The sequence below is a fragment of the Martelella alba genome (assembly GCF_006516955.1).
GTDB classification, from domain to species: Bacteria; Pseudomonadota; Alphaproteobacteria; order Rhizobiales; family Rhizobiaceae; genus Martelella; species Martelella alba.
Window position 1 is genome coordinate 149,365 of record NZ_VHLG01000012.1, and the last position, 20,874, is coordinate 170,238.

Annotated in this window: 21 protein-coding genes; 15 read left to right on the forward strand and 6 right to left on the reverse strand. The window is 58.4% G+C overall.

Features of this window, described 5'->3' with window-relative positions; all coding sequences use genetic code 11:
* Nucleotides 1–339: 339 nt before the first annotated feature.
* The 5 genes from FJU08_RS17180 (at nt 340) to FJU08_RS17200 (ending at nt 1,942) form a co-directional block, all read left to right on the forward strand.
* Nucleotides 340–579, forward strand: a complete 240-nt coding sequence (locus FJU08_RS17180) for a hypothetical protein (protein ID WP_141150257.1) — start codon at nt 340–342, stop codon at nt 577–579.
* 77 nt (nt 580–656) lie between these two features.
* A complete protein-coding gene (locus FJU08_RS17185; protein ID WP_141150258.1) occupies nt 657–905 on the forward strand; it encodes a hypothetical protein in 249 nt (82 codons plus the stop codon).
* Between the two features lie 98 nt (nt 906–1,003).
* Nucleotides 1,004–1,252 (forward strand): hypothetical protein, encoded by a 249-nt coding sequence (locus tag FJU08_RS17190; RefSeq protein WP_141150259.1) that lies wholly within the window; start codon nt 1,004–1,006, stop codon nt 1,250–1,252.
* A gap of 105 nt (nt 1,253–1,357) precedes the next feature.
* Entirely contained in the window at nt 1,358–1,606 is a 249-nt protein-coding gene (locus FJU08_RS17195) for a hypothetical protein (protein ID WP_141150260.1), read from the forward strand.
* A 105-nt stretch (nt 1,607–1,711) separates the two neighbouring features.
* Complete coding sequence (locus tag FJU08_RS17200; RefSeq protein WP_141150261.1) at nt 1,712–1,942, forward strand: hypothetical protein; 231 nt, start codon at nt 1,712–1,714, stop codon at nt 1,940–1,942.
* A 142-nt stretch (nt 1,943–2,084) separates the two neighbouring features.
* Here the strand turns inward: FJU08_RS17200 and pgi are convergent, their stop codons facing one another.
* A complete protein-coding gene (gene pgi / locus FJU08_RS17205; RefSeq protein WP_141150262.1) occupies nt 2,085–3,710 on the reverse strand; it encodes a glucose-6-phosphate isomerase in 1,626 nt (541 codons plus the stop codon).
* A gap of 300 nt (nt 3,711–4,010) precedes the next feature.
* Complete coding sequence (locus FJU08_RS17210; protein WP_141150263.1) at nt 4,011–4,427, reverse strand: hypothetical protein; 417 nt, start codon at nt 4,425–4,427, stop codon at nt 4,011–4,013.
* Nucleotides 4,428–4,981: 554 nt separating this feature from the next.
* Here FJU08_RS17210 and cyoA point away from each other — a divergent pair.
* The 6 genes from cyoA (at nt 4,982) to guaD (ending at nt 11,412) form a co-directional block, all read left to right on the forward strand.
* Complete coding sequence (cyoA, locus tag FJU08_RS17215) at nt 4,982–6,085, forward strand: ubiquinol oxidase subunit II (protein WP_235890776.1); 1,104 nt, start codon at nt 4,982–4,984, stop codon at nt 6,083–6,085.
* A complete protein-coding gene (gene cyoB / locus FJU08_RS17220) occupies nt 6,082–8,067 on the forward strand; it encodes a cytochrome o ubiquinol oxidase subunit I (protein WP_141150264.1) in 1,986 nt (661 codons plus the stop codon). Before cyoA ends, cyoB begins: the two co-directional genes overlap by 4 nt.
* Nucleotides 8,064–8,675, forward strand: a complete 612-nt coding sequence (gene cyoC / locus FJU08_RS17225; protein ID WP_141150265.1) for a cytochrome o ubiquinol oxidase subunit III — start codon at nt 8,064–8,066, stop codon at nt 8,673–8,675. The genes cyoB and cyoC overlap by 4 nt, the downstream gene beginning before the upstream one ends.
* Nucleotides 8,672–9,121 (forward strand): cytochrome o ubiquinol oxidase subunit IV, encoded by a 450-nt coding sequence (cyoD, locus tag FJU08_RS17230; protein WP_141150266.1) that lies wholly within the window; start codon nt 8,672–8,674, stop codon nt 9,119–9,121. Before cyoC ends, cyoD begins: the two co-directional genes overlap by 4 nt.
* Before the next feature lie 159 nt (nt 9,122–9,280).
* Nucleotides 9,281–10,036: an SURF1 family protein gene (locus FJU08_RS17235; protein ID WP_141150267.1), complete on the forward strand. Its 756-nt coding sequence runs from the start codon at nt 9,281–9,283 to the stop codon at nt 10,034–10,036.
* A 5-nt stretch (nt 10,037–10,041) separates the two neighbouring features.
* Nucleotides 10,042–11,412 (forward strand): guanine deaminase, encoded by a 1,371-nt coding sequence (gene guaD, locus FJU08_RS17240; protein WP_141150268.1) that lies wholly within the window; start codon nt 10,042–10,044, stop codon nt 11,410–11,412.
* Between the two features lie 16 nt (nt 11,413–11,428).
* Here the strand turns inward: guaD and FJU08_RS17245 are convergent, their stop codons facing one another.
* The gene (locus FJU08_RS17245) at nt 11,429–12,493 is read right to left on the reverse strand and encodes a dipeptidase (protein ID WP_141150269.1); all 1,065 of its coding nucleotides are present in this window, start codon (nt 12,491–12,493) and stop codon (nt 11,429–11,431) included.
* Between the two features lie 785 nt (nt 12,494–13,278).
* On the opposite strand from FJU08_RS17245, the gene nrdH reads away from it, so the two are divergent.
* Genes nrdH through nrdF form a run of 4 tightly spaced genes read left to right on the forward strand, consistent with a single transcriptional unit; the run spans nt 13,279 to nt 17,102 of the window.
* The gene (gene nrdH / locus FJU08_RS17250; protein ID WP_141150270.1) at nt 13,279–13,500 is read left to right on the forward strand and encodes a glutaredoxin-like protein NrdH; all 222 of its coding nucleotides are present in this window, start codon (nt 13,279–13,281) and stop codon (nt 13,498–13,500) included.
* Between the two features lie 31 nt (nt 13,501–13,531).
* Nucleotides 13,532–13,933 carry a class Ib ribonucleoside-diphosphate reductase assembly flavoprotein NrdI gene (gene nrdI, locus FJU08_RS17255; protein ID WP_141150271.1) on the forward strand — a complete coding sequence of 134 codons (402 nt, stop codon included), beginning with the start codon at nt 13,532–13,534 and terminating at the stop codon, nt 13,931–13,933.
* Nucleotides 13,930–16,104 carry a class 1b ribonucleoside-diphosphate reductase subunit alpha gene (nrdE, locus tag FJU08_RS17260; RefSeq protein ID WP_407943721.1) on the forward strand — a complete coding sequence of 725 codons (2,175 nt, stop codon included), beginning with the start codon at nt 13,930–13,932 and terminating at the stop codon, nt 16,102–16,104. The genes nrdI and nrdE overlap by 4 nt, the downstream gene beginning before the upstream one ends.
* A 23-nt stretch (nt 16,105–16,127) precedes the next feature.
* Nucleotides 16,128–17,102 carry a class 1b ribonucleoside-diphosphate reductase subunit beta gene (gene nrdF / locus FJU08_RS17265; protein WP_141150273.1) on the forward strand — a complete coding sequence of 325 codons (975 nt, stop codon included), beginning with the start codon at nt 16,128–16,130 and terminating at the stop codon, nt 17,100–17,102.
* A 425-nt stretch (nt 17,103–17,527) separates the two neighbouring features.
* Here nrdF and FJU08_RS17270 read toward each other — a convergent pair whose 3' ends face one another.
* From FJU08_RS17270 to FJU08_RS23085, 3 genes are all read right to left on the reverse strand, one after another.
* A complete protein-coding gene (locus FJU08_RS17270; protein WP_235890778.1) occupies nt 17,528–18,670 on the reverse strand; it encodes a tlde1 domain-containing protein in 1,143 nt (380 codons plus the stop codon).
* 395 nt (nt 18,671–19,065) lie between these two features.
* Nucleotides 19,066–19,575 (reverse strand): hypothetical protein, encoded by a 510-nt coding sequence (locus FJU08_RS17275; RefSeq protein ID WP_141150275.1) that lies wholly within the window; start codon nt 19,573–19,575, stop codon nt 19,066–19,068.
* A complete protein-coding gene (locus FJU08_RS23085) occupies nt 19,568–20,872 on the reverse strand; it encodes a hypothetical protein (protein WP_235890780.1) in 1,305 nt (434 codons plus the stop codon). The genes FJU08_RS17275 and FJU08_RS23085 overlap by 8 nt, the downstream gene beginning before the upstream one ends.
* Nucleotides 20,873–20,874: the final 2 nt, after the last annotated feature.

Here is a 20,874-nt window from a genome sequence, read left to right on the forward strand (position 1 = left end):
GGCCCTTTTTTCATGCGGGTCGTTCGGTTTTCGGCGAATTTTCACCCAATCTGATTTTTTTCAAACCCGGTCCGATCTTGTCAGGGCCTGTTGTTCATATCTTTGGCATATTGAAAATAAGTATTTAAAATCAATTATATGGCGAGCATGCAGAGTCCGTGGGCGTGTGGCCACTGATCGTGCAATTGCTCATTTTTTCAGCGCAGTCACGAATTTTGTGAACAATGCGATTACAATTTTCGACTTGTTAAGGCAGTTTTCCTTTCCTATTTAATCAATCGAACAAACAAACAAGTGCAGCGCGGCGCAAACCAAGGCTGCACACCCAAGGAGATGGAAATGACCAAGATTATTGCTTCGCTCGCCGTTGTCTCAAGCATTGCGCTTGCTCCGGCCGCTTTCGCCGCTCAGCCTGTTTCTCCGGTTGCCCCCGACGCCAGCCACCTGACCAAGTCGCCCGCTGGCAGCGTCGTCGAGATTTCCGGCCAGAACCAGTATGGCAACACGACTAACTACGTCTACAAGGTTCAGCAGGACGGCTCGCTGAAGCTCGTCTTTGCGGCTCAGCAGAACGACTGATTGATCTTGTAACAAATTGGAACTCTAATCGCTGTGCCCCGTTTTAAGGAACAGCGAGGCAAATAAGGAGCATCATCATGAAGAAGCTGATTGCATCCGCCGCATTTGCTGCTGCCCTTGTCGCAGCTCCGTTCGCCCTTGCCGCCCAGTCAGATAACCCGGTGGCACCGGATGCGGCACATCTGACCAAATCGCCTCCGGGCAGTGTGGTCACGATCGTTGGCACGAACAAGGCTGGTAATGAGACCAATTTCTACTATCGCGTCCAGCCAGACGGCTCGTTGAAGCTCATCTTCCAGGAAGCGATCAACGACAGCGACCGTTGATCTTGAGAGGCATTGAGCCTGCCAAAGATCCCGGTCGCAACGACAGCTCCCGATCAAGCCCCGGACACAGAGGGCGGGAGCACCCAAGGAGAGATAAAATGAACATGAAGATTGTATCGGCCGCGCTTGCCGCTGGCCTTATCGCTGCCCCTGCCGCTTTTGCCGCCCAGCCGGTTGCTCCGGTTGCTCCGAATGCGACGCACCTGACCAAGTCCCCTGCCGGCAGCGTTGTTGAAATCACTGGCCAGAACCAGTTCGGCAATGAAACCAACTACGTCTACAAGGTCCAGCAGGACGGTTCGCTGAAGCTCGAGTTCCAGAACACGGTTGAAGACAGCGACAACTGATCGGCAATGGCGGAGTTCCGCCGGCCCTCAGTCCCGTCCAATAAAGATGAAGGCTCCCGATCAAACCCCGGTCACTGAGGGTGGGAGCACCCAAGGAGAAATACAATGAACATGAAGATTGCTTCGGCCGCACTTGTTGCAGGCCTCATCGCCGCCCCTGCCGCTTTTGCCGCCCAGCCGGTTGCTCCGGTTGCCCCGAATGCGACGCACCTGACCAAATCCCCTGCCGGCAGCGTTGTTGAAATCACTGGCCAGAACCAGTTCGGCAATGAAACCAACTACGTCTACAAGGTCCAGCAGGACGGTTCGCTGAAGCTCGAGTTCCAGAACACGGTTGAAGACAGCGACAACTGATCGGCAACGGCGGATTTCCGCCGGCCCTCAGTCCCGTCCAATAAAAATGAAGGCTCCCGATCAAACCCCGGTCACAGAGGGTGGGAGCACCCAAGGAGAAATATCATGAACATGAAGATTGCTTCGGCCGCACTCGTTGCCGGCCTCATCGCCGCCCCTGCCGCTTTCGCCGCTCAGCCGGTTGCTCCGAATGCAAGCCCGCTGACCAAGTCCCCCGCCGGCAGCGTCGTCGAGATCTCCGGTCAGAACCAGTATGGCAACACGACCAACTACGTCTACAAGGTGCAGCAGGACGGTTCTCTGAAGCTTGTCTACCAGGCTCAGCAGAACGACTAAGAGATTGCATTGATCACTTGGCGGGCCACTGAACGTGCCGGTCCGCTGATTGATCCTTGGAAAAGGGCGGTTTGACGCCGCCTTTTTCATCTCCTGGGGATAGCCCGTGGCGGAAAACCGCCACGGGCTGTTTCCGTATGTGCTATCGCGCCATTGAAAGCAGTGTTGCGACAAGCCCCTTGGTCGAGCTGTCGTGTCCGTCTGCCGTTTCGGTTCCCGAAACGACCGGCAGAAGCCCGGTTGCAAGCTCCTTGCCGAGTTCCACGCCCCACTGATCAAAGGAATTGATGTTGAACAGCGCGCCTTCGACAAAGACACGATGTTCATAAAGCGCGATCAGGCGGCCAAGTGCGAAGGGCGTCAGGCTGTCATAGACAAAGGTGATTGACGGGCGGTTGCCGGAAAAGACCCGGTGCGGACCGATCTTGGCCGCCGTCGCCTCATCGGCGCCCTTGGCCAGAAGCTGGCCCTTGGCCTCTTCCAGCGAACGGCCCTTCATCAGTGCTTCTGACTGGGCCAGGCAATTGGCCATCAACAGCTGGTGCTGATGCCTGAGTTTCGGCTCGAAACCATTGGCAGCAATCATGAACTCGATCGGGATGATATTGGTGCCCTGGTGCAGCAGCTGGAAGAAGGCGTGCTGGCCATTGGTTCCGGGCTCGCCCCAGACGATCGGGCCCGTCGGCGTCGTTACATCCTTGGAATCGATTGTCACCGACTTGCCGTTGGATTCCATGTCGAGCTGCTGCAGATAGGCGGCAAAGCGTGACAGGCGCTGATCATAGGGAATGACCGCGCGCGACGGATAGCCGAGCACGACCCGCTGGTAAAAGCCGAGAAGACCGAGCATGAAGGGCAGGTTCTCACGTGTCGGCGCGGTTCGGAAATGATTGTCCATCGCATGGGCGCCGTCGAGGAAGCCGAGGAAATCAGCCTTGCCGATGGCGATCATCAGCGGCAGGCCGATCGCCGACCAGATCGAGTAGCGCCCGCCGACCCAATCCCAGAAACCGAAGATCCGGTCTTCGGCGATGCCGAAGGCGGCGACCTTGTCGAGTGCCGTTGAAACGGCAGCAAAATGGGCGCCGACAGCCTCTTCACCCAGCGCATCGGCAATGAAGGCACGCGCCGTCCCGGCGTTGGTCATTGTCTCGATTGTGGTGAAGGTCTTGGAGGCCACGATGAACAGGGTCGTCGCCGGATCGAGTTCCTTGATCGTGTCGGCGATATGGGCGCCGTCAACATTGGATACGTAATGGAGCTTCGGGCCATCATGGAAAGGCGCCAGCGCCAGCGTCGTCATGGCGGGGCCGAGATCGGAGCCGCCAATGCCGATATTGACGACGTCGGTGAAAGCCTTGCCGGTCGCACCGGTCAGCGCGCCCGAGCGGATCGCCTCGGCAAAGACGCCCATGGCGTCGAGTACGGCATTGACATCCGGCATGACATCGGCGCCATCGACCAGAACCGGCGTGTTGGAGCGGTTGCGCAGCGCGGTGTGCAGAACGGCACGGTCCTCGGTCAGGTTGATTTTCTCGCCGGCAAACATCGCCGCACGCTTCTCGGTAACACCGGCCTTGTCGGCGAGCGTCTCCAGAAGTGCGAGGATCTCGTCATTGACCGCCGATTTGGAGAAGTCCATCACCAGATCGTCAAAACGGATGCTGTAGCGCGAAAACCGGCCGGGATCAGTTGCAAAGGCGGCGCGCAGGTCGGTCGCGCCGGTCTTTTCGGCGGCCGTCTTTAGCTCTTGAATGATTGCGTCCATGGGAAAGCTCCTTGGGAATGTCCGGAAAAATCGCCGGAAGATCGCTGCAATTCTAGACTGTATTTAAAACGATTGAATGGACAAATGTCAGCTTCGCAAGGATAAATACCCTTACGCCATGACATTCAAGGCAGGCGAAACGACAAAATCAAGTCGGGCATCTGCTTTTCGTGGACCAAAGAGCTTCGCGGGGAGCGGCACACGCACGCTTGCCGCGCAGGCGCCGTGCGCTGCTGCGCGATCACAATGGCTGCGCCAGGAAACGGCGCGTCGGGCGCGCCGTCAGTTCATGCCCGTGTCTCAGACTTTTCCCAACTTGTGAGGAGCATTGCTTTCGGCATCGCGGCGATGGGCAAACAGCATGAAATAGATGAAGAAGAAGGGGATCGCCGAGAGATAGCAGATATCCTTGTGATGCCCCATGTCATTGGCCCGGAACACGGTGAAACGCCCGAAAGCAAGCCCCGGGATGATGGCATAGGCCGAAAGCCCGACATAATAGGCGGTCGAGAGCGCAAGCCCCGTGCCTCCGACAGCGCTTTCCAGCGGAAAGGCGAAATCAAGAAGATAGGAAATCACCAGGTTGACGACAAAAATCAGCCCGGCACGCAAGATATAATCGGTGCGGTTGTACTTGTATTTTCCGGTCGTCAGATAGACGCCAATCAAAACACCCGCAGCGCTGGTCGCATAGGGCAAAAAGAAAAGTCCAGACATTTCAATTCCTCCCGATGTTCTTGTTATGCGATTATTGTCGCATGTGTCAGATTGTCGCATATCCTTGCGCCCTTGTCGATTATAATGACGTGAACGTCAAAACAGGGGCCGTCCGGGCGTAATCGTAAGCATTGCCGGGCCTTGTCGGCGGCCGGTACGGTTCGGGGAACGGGGCTGTCACAAGGTTGATGTGAGTCAATGCCGACGGTGTGTGTCGTCCCGCACGAACGTAAATTTCCTGATATTGGTCAAAAACGGCTTCAAAAACGGCGAAAAGAGTGATGAAATCCGGTCACAAGGATGACGAAAATGCGGCCTTGTGCCAAAATGCCACAGTGGCGGGACTCACGTTTTCTTGAAAACTGCGTTAAGAGGCCGCAAAGCGCTTGTCTCTCCGAAAGGGGAGATAGGCTTTATTATAACTTTCACGTGCATTCTGGCATGATGGCAGCCGTCGCGGGGACCGGCGGTCGCGAAAGTGTCAAGTGCTAAGGGACAACCCAGTCCGGATCCTCCGCGCGGTTCCGGCATGTCGCTAGAGAGTGAAGACGATTGTGAACCTTCTTAAGTTTTTGAAACCGGCGCTGCTTCTACCTTTTGCGCTTCTCCTTTCGGGCTGTCAGCTGGTGCTTCTCAATCCTGCGGGTTGGGTAGCAGCACAGGAACGCGACCTTCTGGTGGTCTCGACGATCCTGATGCTGATCATCATCATTCCGGTGCTGATCATGGGCGTCTACATGCCTTGGCGTTACCGCGCCTCGCGCCCGAACACCGATGATTATGATCCTGAATTCGAACATTCTTCCGTCTTCGAAGCATTTATCTGGGGTGTACCTGTTCTCATCATCATCGCGCTTGGCGCGCTGACATGGATCTATACCCACAAGCTCGATCCCTATAAGCCGCTCGCCCATATCGACGCCAAACCGATCGAGGTTGAGGCGGTTTCGATGGACTGGAAGTGGCTGTTCATCTATCCCGAGCTGAACATTGCTTCGGTCAATGAGCTGGTGATACCCACGGGCCGCCCGGTCAATATGAAGCTGACCTCGACCTCGGTGATGAACACCTTCTCGGTTCCCGCGCTTGCCGGCATGATCTATTCCATGGCTGGCATGGAGACGAAGCTGCATTTCGTTGCTGACGAATCGGGCAAGTATTATGGCCGCTCGGCCAATTATTCCGGCCCTGGTTTCGCGCATATGGATTTCGTGACCTATGCGGTCAACGAGGACAATTTCGACAGCTGGGTCGACAAGGTGAAGAGCCAGGGCTCCGATCTTTCGATCGACAATTACCGCGTGCTTGAAAAGCCCTCCGTTGCCAACAGCGTTTCCTATTATAATGGCGTTGCTGACGGCCTGTTCGACAAGATCGTCGGTCTCTGCGTCGATCCGGGCAAGGTCTGCCTCGGTGACATGATGATGCAGGACATGATGGGCGGCGGCGGCCTTGACGGCATCAAGGACAAGGAAAAATACGTCTATGACGAGTTCACCCCTGGCGAAGGCTTTGACAGCCACGAATTCCAGGAAACTCTGCATGGCAATCCTGATGAGCCGACCAAGGGCCCGCTCGATGTCCGCAATCCCGACCAGACCGCCATGCTGATCAAGAACGGCACGACGCTCAACAATGACAAGGCGAGGCAGGAATGAGCTCTGAAAACCTTCAACACCTCTTGCTGGGCAAGCTGGACTGGTCACAGATCCCCTATAATGTCCTGATTCTCGACTTCACCTTCGCCGGTGTCGTCATTGCCGGTCTCGCCGTTCTCGGCGTGATCACCTATTACAAGAAGTGGGGCTATCTCTGGAGTGAGTGGTTCACCTCGGTCGACCACAAGAAGATCGGTATCATGTATATCGTTCTGGCGCTGGTCATGCTGTTCCGCGGCTTCACCGATGCCATCATGATGCGAACCCAGCAGGCGATTGCCGCCGGTGGTGCGCAGGGCTATCTGCCACCGCATCACTTCGACCAGATCTTCTCGGCTCACGGCACGATCATGATCTTCTTCTTCGCCATGGCCATGCTGGTCGGGGTGATGAACGTGGCCATGCCGCTGCAGATCGGCGCACGTGACGTTGCCTTTCCGTGGCTGAACAACTTCTCCTTCTGGATGACGGTGTCCGGCGCGATCCTGATCAACCTGTCGCTGTTCATCGGCCTGTTCTCGCGCACCGGCTGGCTTGCCATGCCGCCGCTGTCGGGGATTGCCTATTCACCGGATGTGGGTGTCGACTATTACATATGGGCGCTACAAATAGCGGGCATAGGCACGACCCTATCGGGCGTGAACATGATCGCGACCATCTTCAAGATGCGCGCCCCTGGCATGACGCTGATGCGCATGCCGGTCTTCACCTGGACCACGCTTTGCGCCAATGTTCTGATCGTCGCAGCCTTCCCGGTTCTGACGGCAACGCTGGCCATGCTCGCCCTTGACCGTTATTTCGGCATGCATTTCTTCACGAATGACATGGGCGGCAATCCGATGATGTATGTGAACCTCATCTGGATCTGGGGCCACCCGGAAGTCTACATCCTGATCCTGCCCTGCTTCGGCATCTTCTCCGAAGTGGTCGCCACCTTCTCCGGCAAGCCGCTGTTCGGCTATCGCTCGATGGTTTATGCGACGGCCTGCATCATGGTTCTGTCCTTCGTCGTCTGGCTCCACCACTTCTTCACCATGGGGTCGGGCGCCAACGTCAATACCTTCTTCGGTATTGCCACGATGGTGATCGCGGTTCCGACCGGTGCGAAGATCTTCAACTGGCTGTTCACGCTCTATCGCGGCAAGGTTCGCTTTGAGACCCCGATGTACTGGACGGTTGGCTTCCTGATCACCTTCACCATCGGTGGCATGACCGGCGTCATGCTGGCTGTTCCGCCGGCTGACTTCCAGCTGCACAACACGCTCTTCCTGATTGCCCACTTCCATAACGTCATTATCGGCGGCGTGGTCTTCGGCCTGATGGCGGGCTACACCTACTGGTGGCCGAAAATGCTCGGCTTCCGCCTTGACGACAAGTGGGGCCGCCGGTCCTTCTGGTTCTGGTTTGTCGGCTTCTACTTCGCCTTCATGCCGCTTTACGTTCTCGGTCTGATGGGTGTTACCCGCCGTCTGCAGAGCTATTCGGATGCGTCCTGGCAGATCTACTTCGTCATCGCCTTCTTCGGTGCGCTTCTGATCGCCTGCGGCATTGCCTGCACGGTTATCCAGCTCTTCGTGTCGATCAAGAACCGCGAGCAGCTGAAATGCGGTCCCGATCCGTGGAACGGCCGCACGCTGGAATGGGCAACCGCTTCGCCGTGCCCGCCCTATAACTTCCCGGGCGAGATCGAAGTTCACGGCCGTGATGCCTTCTGGCAGATGAAGAAGGACGGCTTTGAATGGCCGACCGACTACAAGCCGATCCATATGCCGAAATATACCTGGGCCGGTATCATCCCGGCGGGTATCTGCCTCATCCTCGGCTTTGCTCTGGTGTGGCATATCTGGTGGCTCGTCATCGTCGCCTTCCTTGGCGCCGTCGGCTCCATCATCGCCCACACCTTCAATTTCGATCGTGACTATTACATCCCGGCCGACGTGGTCGCCGAGACCGAAGCCAAGGCCAAGGAGGCTTACGTATGACGAGTGCACACGCCACGGCTGACGCTCACCACGACGAGCACGAGGGCCATCACGACAGCCCGACGGCGCTCGGCTTCTGGATCTACCTGATGAGCGACTGCCTGATTTTCGGCACGCTCTTCGCAACCTATGCCGTGCTCGGCCGCTCCTATGCGGGCGGCCCGGCGCCGCAGGACCTGTTCGAACTCGACTTCGCGCTGATTGAAACCGCGTTGCTGCTGTTCTCCTCGGTCACCTTCGGCGTCGGCATGCTGAAGATGGACAAGGGCGACAAGGCCGGCCTGATGAAATGGCTGGTTGTTGCCGGGCTCTTTGCCATCGGCTTCCTGGCGATGGAACTCTATGAATTCCATCACTTCATCGAGATCGGCGCAGGTCCGGACCGTTCGGCCTTCCTGTCGGCCTATTTCACCCTGGTCGGCACCCACGGCCTGCATGTGACCTTCGGCACGATCTGGCTGATCACGCTTCTGTTTCAGCTGTCGCGCAAGAATCTGAGCGAGGCCATGCGCCGCCGCGTTGCGACGCTGTCGATGTTCTGGCACTTCCTTGACCTGGTCTGGATCGGTGTCTTCTCGCTCGTCTATCTCACGGGAGTTGTTCTATGAGTGGCGCCAACCAACACGTTTCCCACGGCCATGGCAGCATGAAGAGCCTGATGACCGGCTTTGTGCTGGCCATCGTGCTCACCATCATCCCCTTCGGCCTTGTCATGGCCGATGCGATCTCCAGCAAGGCCTTCCTGCTGACGGTGATCATGATCTGCGCCGTTGCCCAGATCCTGGTGCATCTGAAATATTTCCTGCTTCTGTCCTCGTCGCAGGAAGAGGGCTTTACCATGGCGGCCGCGCTGCTGGCGCTGATCCTTCTTTTGATCATCCTGGCCGGTTCGCTCTGGGTCATGCACAACATGAACGAGAACATGATGCCGATCCCGACCGTGGGCGTGACCTATCTGGAAGATGGCACGATCATCTGCGAAACCCCGGAAATCGCCCAGCAGCTGCGCGATGCGGGTGTTACCGGCAATATCGTCGTCAAGCCAGCCCAGTAAGGTCTGCTGCGATCCATCGATTTTGCGCCTCCCTCCGGTCTTTCCGCGGGGAGGCGTTTTGCTTGAAGCGGCAAATCGTCCGCTGCCCTGATCGGCTTTGCCTCTCCGTCTGCGGGGCGTTATAAGCCGCCACAGCGCCGTCACCGATAAGGAATTCTTATGTCTGCCAGCATCAACAACCGCCGTCGCATCGCTGTTGCCACGCTTCTGGCCGCCTTCTTCTTCGCGGTTTTCGCAAGCCTTGGTATCTGGCAGATCTATCGGCTGCAGTGGAAGCTGGACCTGATCGCCCGCGTTGATGCCCGTGTTACAGCACCGGCCGTGCCTGCACCTGGCAAGGCGGAATGGGCCGGGATCACCAGTGAAAAGGACAGCTACCGTCATGTCACGGTGCATGGCACTTTTCTGAATGATGATGAGGTGCAGGTCTATTACTCGACCTCGCTCGGCCCGGGCTATTTCGTCATGACGCCGCTGAAACGCGATGACGGCACGATCGTGATGATCAATCGCGGCTATGTGCCGGAGGAAAAGCGCGATCCTTCGACCCGCGAACCGGTATCGGGCGAGACGACCGTGACGGGGCTTCTGCGCATGTCTGAAGACCATGGCTGGCTGTTTTCGCAGGACAACAAGCCGGATCAGGGCCGCTGGTACCGCCGTGACGTCGGTGCGATTGCCAGTGCCAAGGGTCTGTCCGACGTCGCGCCCTATTTCATCGATGCCGACAACACGCCCAATCCGGGAACCTATCCGATCGGCGGGCTGACGGTGGTGTCCTTCCGCAACGCGCATTTGAGCTACATCATCACCTGGTTCGGCATGGCGCTGGGCACGCTGATCGTCTACGGCGTGGTGTTGCGCCAGTTCGGTGTATGGGGCAAGCCGATACGTGACCCGGAAGACGAGGACTGAGAGCGATGGATCTGTGCGGAGGCTTCATTCTCGCCGATGGTTTTCATGCCCCCGTCGCCGGCGCGGTGGACGTACTGGACAAGGTGCTGATCGCCATTGACGGCCAGGGCGTGATCACTGCGGTAACGCGGCCGGATGCGCCCGACTATGCCGCCCGGCTGGCCGCAGCAAAAGCGTCGGGCCGGTTGGAACGGCTGGGGCAGGGGCAGTATCTGCTTCCGGGCTTTGTCGATTGCCATGTTCATGCGCCGCAATATCCCCAGCTCGGCAATGCACTGGACGTGCCGCTGGAGGTCTGGCTTCAGACCTATACCTTCCCGCTTGAGGCGCGCTATGCCGATCTTGACTTCGCCAGACAGGCCTATGGCCTGCTGGTTGATGATCTGATTGCAGGCGGCACTACGACAGCGCTCTATTTCGCCACAGTGCATGCGGAAGCGACCGAGTTGCTGGCTGATCTTTGCATCGAGAAGGGCCAGCGTGCGTTGGTCGGCAAGGTGGCAATGGATAATGCCGAAAGCTGCCCTGATTTCTACCGCGATGCCTCTTCTGAGGCCGCCATTGCCGGCACGCGGCGGCTGATCGACTACATCCGCAATCACCCTGAAAATCGCGAAAACCGGGTTCTGCCCGTTGTCACCCCTCGTTTCGTGCCGGCCTGCAGCGATGCGGCGCTGGAAGGGCTTGGAAAGCTGGCAGGCGAATGTGACTGCCATATTCAGACCCACTGTTCGGAGAGCGACTGGGAGCATGGTTACGTGTTGGAACGGCACGGTGTCAGCGATACCGAAAGCCTTGACCGTTTTGGCCTTTTGACGCGCAAGACCATGCTGGCCCATTCCAACCTGATGTCGCCTGCCGATATGGACCGGGTGCAGGAACGCGGTGCGGGCGTTGCCCATTGCCCGCTTTCCAACGCCTATTTTGCCGGGGCGGTCTTTCCGCTGCGCCGGGCGCTGGAAAAGGGGGTTCATGTCGGGCTGGGGACAGATATTTCCGGCGGGCCCAGCGCCTTCATGCTGGAAAATGCCCGTGCTGCCGTCATGGCGTCGCGCATGCTGGAAACCGGCGTGGACCCGGATTTAAGCCCGGACAAGCGGGCAAGCGGCGCGCCGGCGCGGATCGATTTCCGCCATGCCTTCCATGTCGCGACCGCCGGCGGTGCCGAAGCGCTGGATCTGCCGGTCGGACGGTTCGAGCCCGGCTATCGTTTCGATGCTGTGGTGGTCGATACAAGCGCCGATAAGGGGACGATCCGCCTGTTTGACGGGCTTGATACCGGCGAAGGGATTTTGCAGAAGATCGTCTACACCGCAAGCCGCGCCAATATTGCCCGTGTTTTTGTCGATGGGCGACGGGTGCATGGCGATCCGTAAGGCGTGCGGCGGGGCTTCAGGCCTCGCCCCAGCTCTTGGCCAGCACCCGCAGCCAGTTGTCCTGGCACAGCTTCTTCATCAGTGCGTCATCATAGCCATGCGCCTTCATCGCCGTGCGCAGTTTCGGCAGGCCGGCGACATCGCCGATCGCATTCGGCACCATGGCGCCGTCGAAATCCGAGCCGAATCCGACGCGGTCCTCGCCAAGACGGTCAATCAGATGATCGAGATGGCGCAGCATCACCTCCAGCGGCGTTTCGGAGACCATGCGGCCATCCGGGCGCAGGAAGGCGGTGGCGAAGTTGAGCCCGACCATGCCGTCGCTTTCGGCAATCACATCAAGCTGACGGTCGGTCAGGTTGCGGGCATGCGGTGAGACCGCATGGGCATTGGAATGGGTGGCGACGATCGGCGCATCGGTGATGGCGGCGACGTCGTCAAAGCCCTTCTCGTTCAGATGCGACATGTCGAGCATGATCTTCAGCCGGTTGCACTGGCGCACCAGTTCCTTGCCAAGATCGGTTAGACCCGGTCCGGTGTCGCCGGTGGACGGGAAGCGGAAGGGCACGCCATGGGCAAAGATGGTCGGCCGGCTCCAGACGGGGCCGAGTGAGCGCAGCCCGGCCGCATAAAGTGTTTCCAGCGTGTCGAATTCCGGATCAATGGCTTCCGCCCCTTCTAGATGCAGGATGGCGGCCAGCCGGTCGGTTTCAAGCGTAGCGCGGATCTCGGCCGTGGTGGTGCAGCCGATGATCATGCCGGCAGTCTCAAGGCGGCGGAAAATGGCGATCTCACCGATCACGGTCTTGATGGCGTCTGCCCATTCGACCATGGGCGGCAGCGGCACGTCATAGCGCAGCCCGGCCATGGCCTCGCTGCTGGAGCGGCCGCCCGTGGCGCGCGACGGCACCCAGATGGCGAAAAACCCGCCGCCGAAGCCGCCGGAGACCGCGCGCGGCAGGTCGATCTGGCCGCTTTCGACCCCCTCTATCGCCTGATCGATCGTGATGGCGCGCGATAGGATCCGCAGCATGAAATCATTATGGCCATCAAAGATCTTCGGCAGTGCGTCTGCGTTCATGGTTTCAATCCTCGGAAAGGGAAACACCCGATAGCGGTCCGTGGGAAAGGGAGCCAGTCTCAGGCCGTTTTGTCGGGAAAGCGCGGCCCCTCGACTGGCGGCTATAAAAACACCGCCCGCCTGCCTGTCAAGCGGCGTATCGGCGGGACCTGTCGCAATGAGCAAGCTGGGTCACGTCATGGCAGAGATATCCTTGGCCACGTGGAAAAGGAGGATTTTTGCGCTCCTTTTGTGGGTTCAACCTGTGGTCGCTGGAACGGGGCCGGGGTGTGGAGCGAAAACGGGGCGTGACGGAAATCAAGTCCCTGCCATGCAGGTTTAATTTACCCGTCAGGTGATTCGAAACCCTTTTCTGAAGGGGCAGGAAGCGGTTGGGACATTTCAACCCGTAATCGCCAAAATTCATCTCCCTGTTACCGAACTGTGCGAAATCTGATAATCGCTAAAACAATATGTTGACGTCTGAGGCCGACGTATTACGATATCTTGTGTTGTCGATGGTTCCTGTCGATTCGTCCCAGCGTAACCTTGTATGGCCACCAGCTTCCCTTTGTGATGTGTGCGGCGGTCTTTTTCAGGCGGTAGCGAGTTTCGGTTCTCCGCCTGCGGGTTTCTGCCGCCTTTTGCGTGGCTCAGGACGGGCCTTGGAGTGATTGGACAATGCCGGGGATGGGCTTGCAGCATGAAGCGTGATCGCGCTCAGCGTGTGGTCTGTTGCCGGGTTCGGGACAACCGCCATTCAAGACGGTCACCGCTTGTTGATGCATTAAATTTGCGAGGACGAAATGAAGATCACTGTCTATTCGAAGCCGGCCTGTGTGCAGTGCAACGCCACCACCCGCGCGCTGGAGCGAAAGGGCCTGGATTACGAAATCATCGACGTTTCGGTTGACAGTGACGCCTATGACTATGTCGTCGGCATGGGCTATCGCCAGGTTCCGGTCGTGGTTGCCGGTGAGCAGCACTGGTCCGGTTTCCGTCCCGACATGATCGGCACGCTCGCCTGATAAAAGTGAAACGGCAGATCGGGGAACGGCAATGGCGGGGCTTCTCGTCTATTATTCCAGCGCTACGGGCAATACCCATCGCTTCGTCGAGAAGACCGGGCTGAAGGCAAAGCGCCTGCCGCCGCAGGGAGAGACAAGCGCTGTCGAAGAGCCTTATGTGCTGGTGGTCCCCACCTATGCCGGCGGAGACGGGCGGGGCGCTGTGCCCAAGCCCGTCATCCAATTTCTGAACAAGCCGGAAAATCGCGCTTACATCAAGGGTGTGATCGCGGCCGGCAATTCAAACTTCGGCGAAACCTTTGGCATAGCCGGCGATATCATCGCAAAGAAATGCCAGGTGCCGTACCTCTACCGTTTCGAGCTTTTGGGAACGCAGGAGGATGTGATCAACGTCAGACAGGGACTGGAAGAATTTTGGAAACGGCAGAACTGACGACGGCAAGCCGCGCCGAAGCGCCCAAGCGCACGGAAAAGACCGCCAAGCCGCAGGGCACGACGCTCGATTACCATGCGCTCAACGCCATGCTGAACCTCTATGATGAAAACGGTCATATCCAGTTCGACAAGGACCGGATGGCGGCGAAGCAGTATTTTCTGCAGCATGTGAACCAGAATACGGTGTTTTTCCATAACCTTCGCGAAAAGCTCGATTATCTGGTCGATGAGGGCTATTACGAGCAGGAGGTGCTGGATCAGTATGCCTTCAATTTCGTCCGCGATCTCTATGATTACGCCTATGACAAGAAGTTCCGCTTCCAGACCTTCCTCGGCGCCTTCAAATATTACACCGCCTATACGCTGAAGACCTTTGACGGAAAGCGCTATCTCGAGCGCTATGAAGACCGCGTCTGCATGGTCGCCATGTCGCTTGCCGCTGGCAATGAAGAGCTGGCGCGCGCGTTGGTCGATGAAATGCTGTCGGGCCGGTTCCAGCCGGCAACGCCGACATTCCTCAATGCCGGCAAGAAGAGCCGCGGCGAGCTGGTCTCCTGCTTCCTGCTGCGCGTCGAAGACAATATGGAGAGCATCGGCCGCTCGATCAATTCGGCGCTGCAGCTGTCCAAGCGCGGCGGCGGTGTTGCGCTGTCGCTCACCAATATCCGCGAGGCCGGTGCGCCGATCAAGAAGATCGAGAACCAGTCTTCCGGCGTCATTCCGGTGATGAAGCTTCTGGAAGACTCATTCTCCTACGCCAACCAGCTTGGCGCGCGCCAGGGCGCGGGGGCGGTCTATCTCAACGCCCACCACCCCGATATCATGCGCTTCCTCGATACCAAGCGCGAAAATGCCGATGAGAAGATCCGCATCAAGACGCTGTCGCTCGGCGTCGTCATTCCCGATATCACCTTCGAACTCGCCCGCAACAACGAGGACATGTATCTGTTCTCGCCCTATGACGTCGAACGGGTTTACGGCCAGGCGATGACCGAGATCTCGGTCTCCGAGAAATATCGCGAGATGGTCGACAATCCCGAGATCCGCAAGAAGAAGATCAATGCCCGCGCCTTTTTCCAGACGCTGGCCGAACTTCAGTTTGAAAGCGGCTATCCCTACATCATGTTCGAAGACACGGTGAACCGCGCCAATCCGGTTGCCGGCCGGATTTCGATGAGCAATCTCTGCTCGGAAATCCTGCAGGTCTCGGAAGCTTCGGAATTCGACGACGACCTGTCCTACAAGCATATGGGCAAGGATATTTCCTGCAATCTCGGCTCGATGAACATTGCCATGGCCATGGACACGCCCGACTTTGGCAAAACCGTCGATACCGCCATTCGCGCCTTGACCGCCGTTTCCGACATGAGCCACATTTCCTCGGTTCCCTCCGTCGAGAAGGGCAATGATGAAAGCCACGCCATCGGCCTTGGCCAGATGAACCTGCATGGCTTCCTCGCCCGCGAGCGCATTTATTACGGCTCGGAAGAAGGCGTCGACTTCACCAATATGTATTTCTATGCCGTGACCTATCACGCGCTCAAGGCCTCGAACCGCATCGCCGTTGAACGCGGCGTCAGCTTTTCGGGGTTTGAGAATTCGAAATATGCCAGCGGTGAATATTTCGACAAATATACCGAGCAGGACTGGGCGCCGGCGACCGAAACCGTGCGGGCGCTGTTTGAAAAGGCCGGCATTGAACTGCCGACGCGCGCTGACTGGGAACAGCTGAAGGCCGATGTCATGGCGGGCGGGCTTTACAACCGCAACCTCCAGGCTGTGCCGCCGACGGGATCGATCTCCTATATCAACAATTCGACCGCCTCGATCCATCCGATCGTCTCGAAGATCGAGATCCGCAAGGAAGGCAAGATCGGCCGCGTTTATTACCCGGCGCCGTTCATGTCGAACGATAATCTCGATTATTATCAGGATGCCTATGAGATCGGGCCGGAAAAGATCATCGACACCTATGCGGCAGCCACCCAGCATGTCGATCAGGGTCTGTCGCTGACGCTGTTCTTCCGCGACACCGCGACCACGCGCGATGTCAACAAGGCGCAGATCTACGCCTGGAAGAAGGGCATCAAGACCATCTATTACATCCGCCTGCGTCAGATGGCGCTTTCGGGCACCGAGGTTGAAGGCTGCGTTTCCTGCAGCCTGTAAGACCTGATTGACGGAGAGAAATCATGAATTTTCAGGTCAAACCTACAGCTGGCATCCGCGCGGTTAACTGGAACCGCATCGAGGATGACAAGGACCTTGAGGTCTGGAACCGGCTGACCGGCAATTTCTGGCTGCCGGAAAAGGTGCCGCTGTCCAACGACATTCCTTCCTGGGCGACGTTGAAGGAAAACGAGCAGCAGCTCACCATCCGCGTTTTCACCGGTCTGACGCTGCTCGACACGATCCAGAACACGGTTGGTTCGATCACGCTGATGCCCGATGCGGTGACCCCGCATGAAGAGGCGGTGCTGTCGAACATCTCCTTCATGGAAGCGGTCCATGCCCGCTCCTATTCCTCGATCTTCTCCACGCTCTGCTCCATGGCCGAGGTGGATGATGCCTATCGCTGGTCGGAGGAAAATGCCTTCCTGCAGGAAAAATCCAAGCTCGTCCTGTCGGAATATCGTGCCGGTGATCCGCTGCGCAAGAAGGTCGCCAGCGTCTTTCTGGAAAGCTTCCTGTTCTATTCGGGCTTCTATCTGCCGATGTACTGGTCGAGCCGCGCCAAGCTGACCAATACCGCCGATCTTATCCGTCTCATCATCCGTGACGAGGCTGTGCATGGCTATTATATCGGCTACAAGTTCCAGCAGGGCCTGAAGAAGGTCAGCGAGGCCGAGCAGCAGGCAATCAAGGATTTCGCCTTCTCCCTGCTGTTCGAACTCTATGAGATCGAATCCAAATATACCGAGGCGCTCTATGACAGTGTCGGCCTGACCGAGGACGTGAAGGCCTTCCTGCATTATAATGCCAACAAGGCGCTGATGAATCTCGGTTATGAAGCACTGTTCCCGGCTGAGGCCTGCAAGGTCAATCCGGCGATTCTCTCCGCGCTTTCCCCCAATGCCGATGAAAACCACGACTTCTTCTCCGGCTCGGGTTCATCCTATGTCATCGGTAAGGCTGTTGCGACCGAGGATGAGGACTGGGATTTCTGATCCTTCTGTCTGATCCGGCACATTTGTCTTCTAGGCCCGCCACTGGCGGGCCTTCTGTTTGTTGACGAACCTCACCCCCTTCACTGACATCATGCCTGTGCTTGGTCCACAGGTATCCAGTCAACGCGCGTCTGTGCGAAGAAAAAACTGTTTATTCAATGCCTTATGAAACTGGATCCCCGTGACAAGCACGGGGATGACGACGGAGGGGGAGGCTATTCCACCTCAAACAAGCGATCTGAATGGCTTTGTCAGCAGTCTGAAGGCCCGCCACTGGCGGGCTTTTTTACATCTGCGCTTCTGCCGGGACGATGATCCCGAAAACCCGAAAATGTGAGCGGGAGATGCGCGCGGCGGCAACGTTCAACAAACAAAGGGCGCTGCCCGGCTTCGGGCGGCGCCCTGTTCGAAAGGCATGGAGATGGTCAGACCGTGCGGCGGGTCAGTTGCGCCAGCATGCCCTTCTGCAGGCTTGGCACCGCGACGATGTAATCGACCTTGTTCTTTTGGAAGGCCTCGAGGAACTTGTTATAGTTCTTGAACACAAGGCAACCGTGGGAATCGCCGGGCGTTGACAGCATATAGGTGTGCGCCAAAAGTCCTGTGCGGCCAAGCGGATCGGTGCCATCGACCGAGGTCATGCGCAGTGCCTGAACGCCGTGGAACAGCGATTCGCGCAAGGTCAGCTTGTAGGTTGCTGCCGGCACGGCGCCAGCCATCTTCAGATGGGTATAATCCGGGTTATCGCGATATTTGCCGCGACCGGAATGCGCCTCGAGAACGCTGCCGTCGGGCATATAGACCTTTGCAGTGGAGATATCGTAGACGGCGACCTTGGAGGTCGTTTCAGGCACGGCGTTGAAGAGCGTGCCGAGACTGTCGGTCTTGAGCGCGGCATAGGCCAGAGCCGTTCCGGCAGGACGCGGCTCGGGTACGGGGACCTCACCCGGCGCCATGCGGTTCTTGTCAGCGCCCTGCAGCACCAGCTTGAAGGCGTTTCCGGCATCGGTGCCGGTATCGGCGCTGGCAACAAGCGCCGATGCTGCCGTCACAGGTTCTGCCTTCGTCGCTGGGCGCGCGGCGGGTCTGCTCTGTGCAATGGTTCTGCTGGCTGCGGGCTTGGGCTGAAGTTCCGGCGGCGGGCTGGCAAGGGCGACCTGCACGGCGGCGCTGTTTTCCTCAACCTGCTTATTGATGATGTCGCGCTGGAGATTGGCAAGGGCAATCTTGCCGAATTGCTCAAGGCGTTGATGGAGCGCAGAGGTGCGAATATCGTCTGCCGTCAGGCCGCCGGCACGGTCCTGTCCCGAGCGGGCGGCGATCAGGCGTGCCGATTTATCGCTCTGGGCGCGTTCAGGCGCGCGGAAGGACGGGGCAATCATCAGGCGTGACAGGCCGGCTGTTTCATTGCCGCGCCCCGCGACGCTGCCCATCAGCACGGGCGCTGCCGCGATGGTGATGAAGGCACCACCAACCACGATGAAAGCAGATGCTGCAGCAGCAAGGCCAAGCAAACCGCCTTTTGCTTTTCGGGACCGTTCCGGGTTTTCGCTGTTGTTCAACGCCACGTCGCAAAACTCTCTACGCATTACTCGAAGGTGGCGAACCAGCCGCCGAGAAGAGGATAAGAGAAACAGGGTAAATAAATCCTTATGCGTTGATCGACTGTTCGGAACGCGCACCGTCTTTTCCGGTCGGCGCGGAACAATAAGTCCGCCATTCCGTTGTCCTTTGTTGTCTGTCCTTAGTGATGCGGCCCGTGGTGAGACCCCTGCCGCATTTTTGCTCTAGAAAAGAAAATAGGCAAAAATAAAGCAGCTCAGGCTAATTTAGTAAAGGCTGCAATAATGAAAGTTACCGCTTACATCCCTGTGGCGCCGCGGATCTTGACAATGAAAAAGCCAGCGCCGCGGCGCTGGCCTTGTGGTCTTGATCAAAGGCAAGGTGAAGGGTGGTTTCGGCCTCACAACAGCCTTGCGGTGTAGATCGCGTCTGCTGCAAGCGGGAGGAGCCGCTCTGCCATCTCGCGCTTCAAATTTTCGTGACGTGCGATTTCATCCGCGCTCTTGTCCTTTTTCGCGCCGAGCGTGACGAATTCTTCCAGCACATGTCCCGGTTTGATGACGGCTTCAGCGGTTTTGCCGCGATAGCTGAAGCGGAAAAGATAGGGGCCGGGCGGATCGGAGATCACGTCGCGGCCGCCGAGCTCGCGTTTGACCGTCAGGCGGCCATCGGTGAGGGCGCGGGTTACCATTTCCAGGGCATCGCGGCCGCCGGGGCCGGTAAAGGCGGTGAGGATTTCGATTTCACGCCGCTCCGGCGGTGTTTCGCTGAGCAGCGGGAAGGCGGCCTGCATGGCCTTCAGCCCGTGGACAACGCCACCGGGAAAGCCGCCGCCGTGATAGGCCAGGATGTCATCGAAAGAAAACGTCAGTTCAGTGCCGTTTTCGCAAACGGTGATGGTGTCATGCATGGATGAAGGCTTTCAGATTGGGAATGAAGCGATCGAGAAACCGGGTCGTTGCCGGCATGAAATGCGAGCCGTGGTGAAACATCGGATCAAGCGAGGAGACGATCATCCGGCCATTGGTGGAAACCGTATCGATGTAGAAGATCGCCCGCCCCTCGCCATCCTTCGCCAGCACGTCCGCGCCTTCCGGGGGCGTGAACCAGCCATGCAGGTGCCAGGTGACATCGCGGTTTTGAATACCGCGCATCAGCGGATGATCAGGCTGGGTGATCGAGACGCCGAGATCGGCCTCGGGATCAAGCCACCACCACCAGTTTGTCGGTGTCGGCGTGAAGGCGATTTCCGGCAGGAACAGCTGTGACTGGCTCTCGCCAAGCGCGATCACGGTTCCGCCGGCATCAAGATGACGGTCAATCACGGCACGCTGTGCCATCATGCGCCTGGCCGGTGTGCGGCATGGCACCCAGAGCACGTCGCCGGGCTGAAGCGTTTCGCTAAGCGCCTCGGGCGTGGTGATTACGTCAAACGCATCGCCGAAGGCCGGACCTTCAAGGCTGCGGATATGATAATAAGTGCCGGAGGAGGCTGCAACGAGACGCCTGCCTGCGTGGCTATTGCTGCTATGGCCGCCAAAGGTCTCGGCTTTGGCGATTGGCAGTTCTTCCAGTGGCGTTGCGGGCTGCACGGCATCCGTATCGATGCAGGCGCCGCCTTGCGCCCAGGTGATGATGCGCTCTGCCAGAAGCGGCGGCAGGCCGGTTTCCTGCCCCATGGTGGAAAGATCATTGCCGGCATGGGAGAAGATCCGGCCGCCATCTTCGCGCGGCCAGACCCAGTCGACCGGAACAGCCTTAGGGCCGAGGCCATTGATGGCAATGGCCCCGTCGGGCAATGGGTTGCAGCCGCGCCCGTAAAAGCCGGCAACCCCCTTATTGGTTTCGATCGCTTTCAGATCGATATCCTCGAAAATCGGATGCGGATTGATCGCGGCAAGATCGAAATCGGCGCGCTTAGGATGGGCGATCGAGCGATGCTGCGCCATGCCATCGACAAGAGGGCGCACCATCAGCCCGTTGAAAAACCAGCGGCCGCCGCGCGCCAGAAAGGCCTCAAGCGCCGGTTTGAAGGCCAGCATGGCATCCTGATCGAGCTGATTGCCGGTGATCAGGCCGGAATGGCTTTCAAGATGCGCTGCTGAAAACGCTTCCTGTGTGATGATGGTGAGCCGGCCATCGGCGGCGGCCTGGCGGAAGGTGGCGGAGGGGCCCTCATGGGCCGATTGCAGATAAAGAACGGGCATGT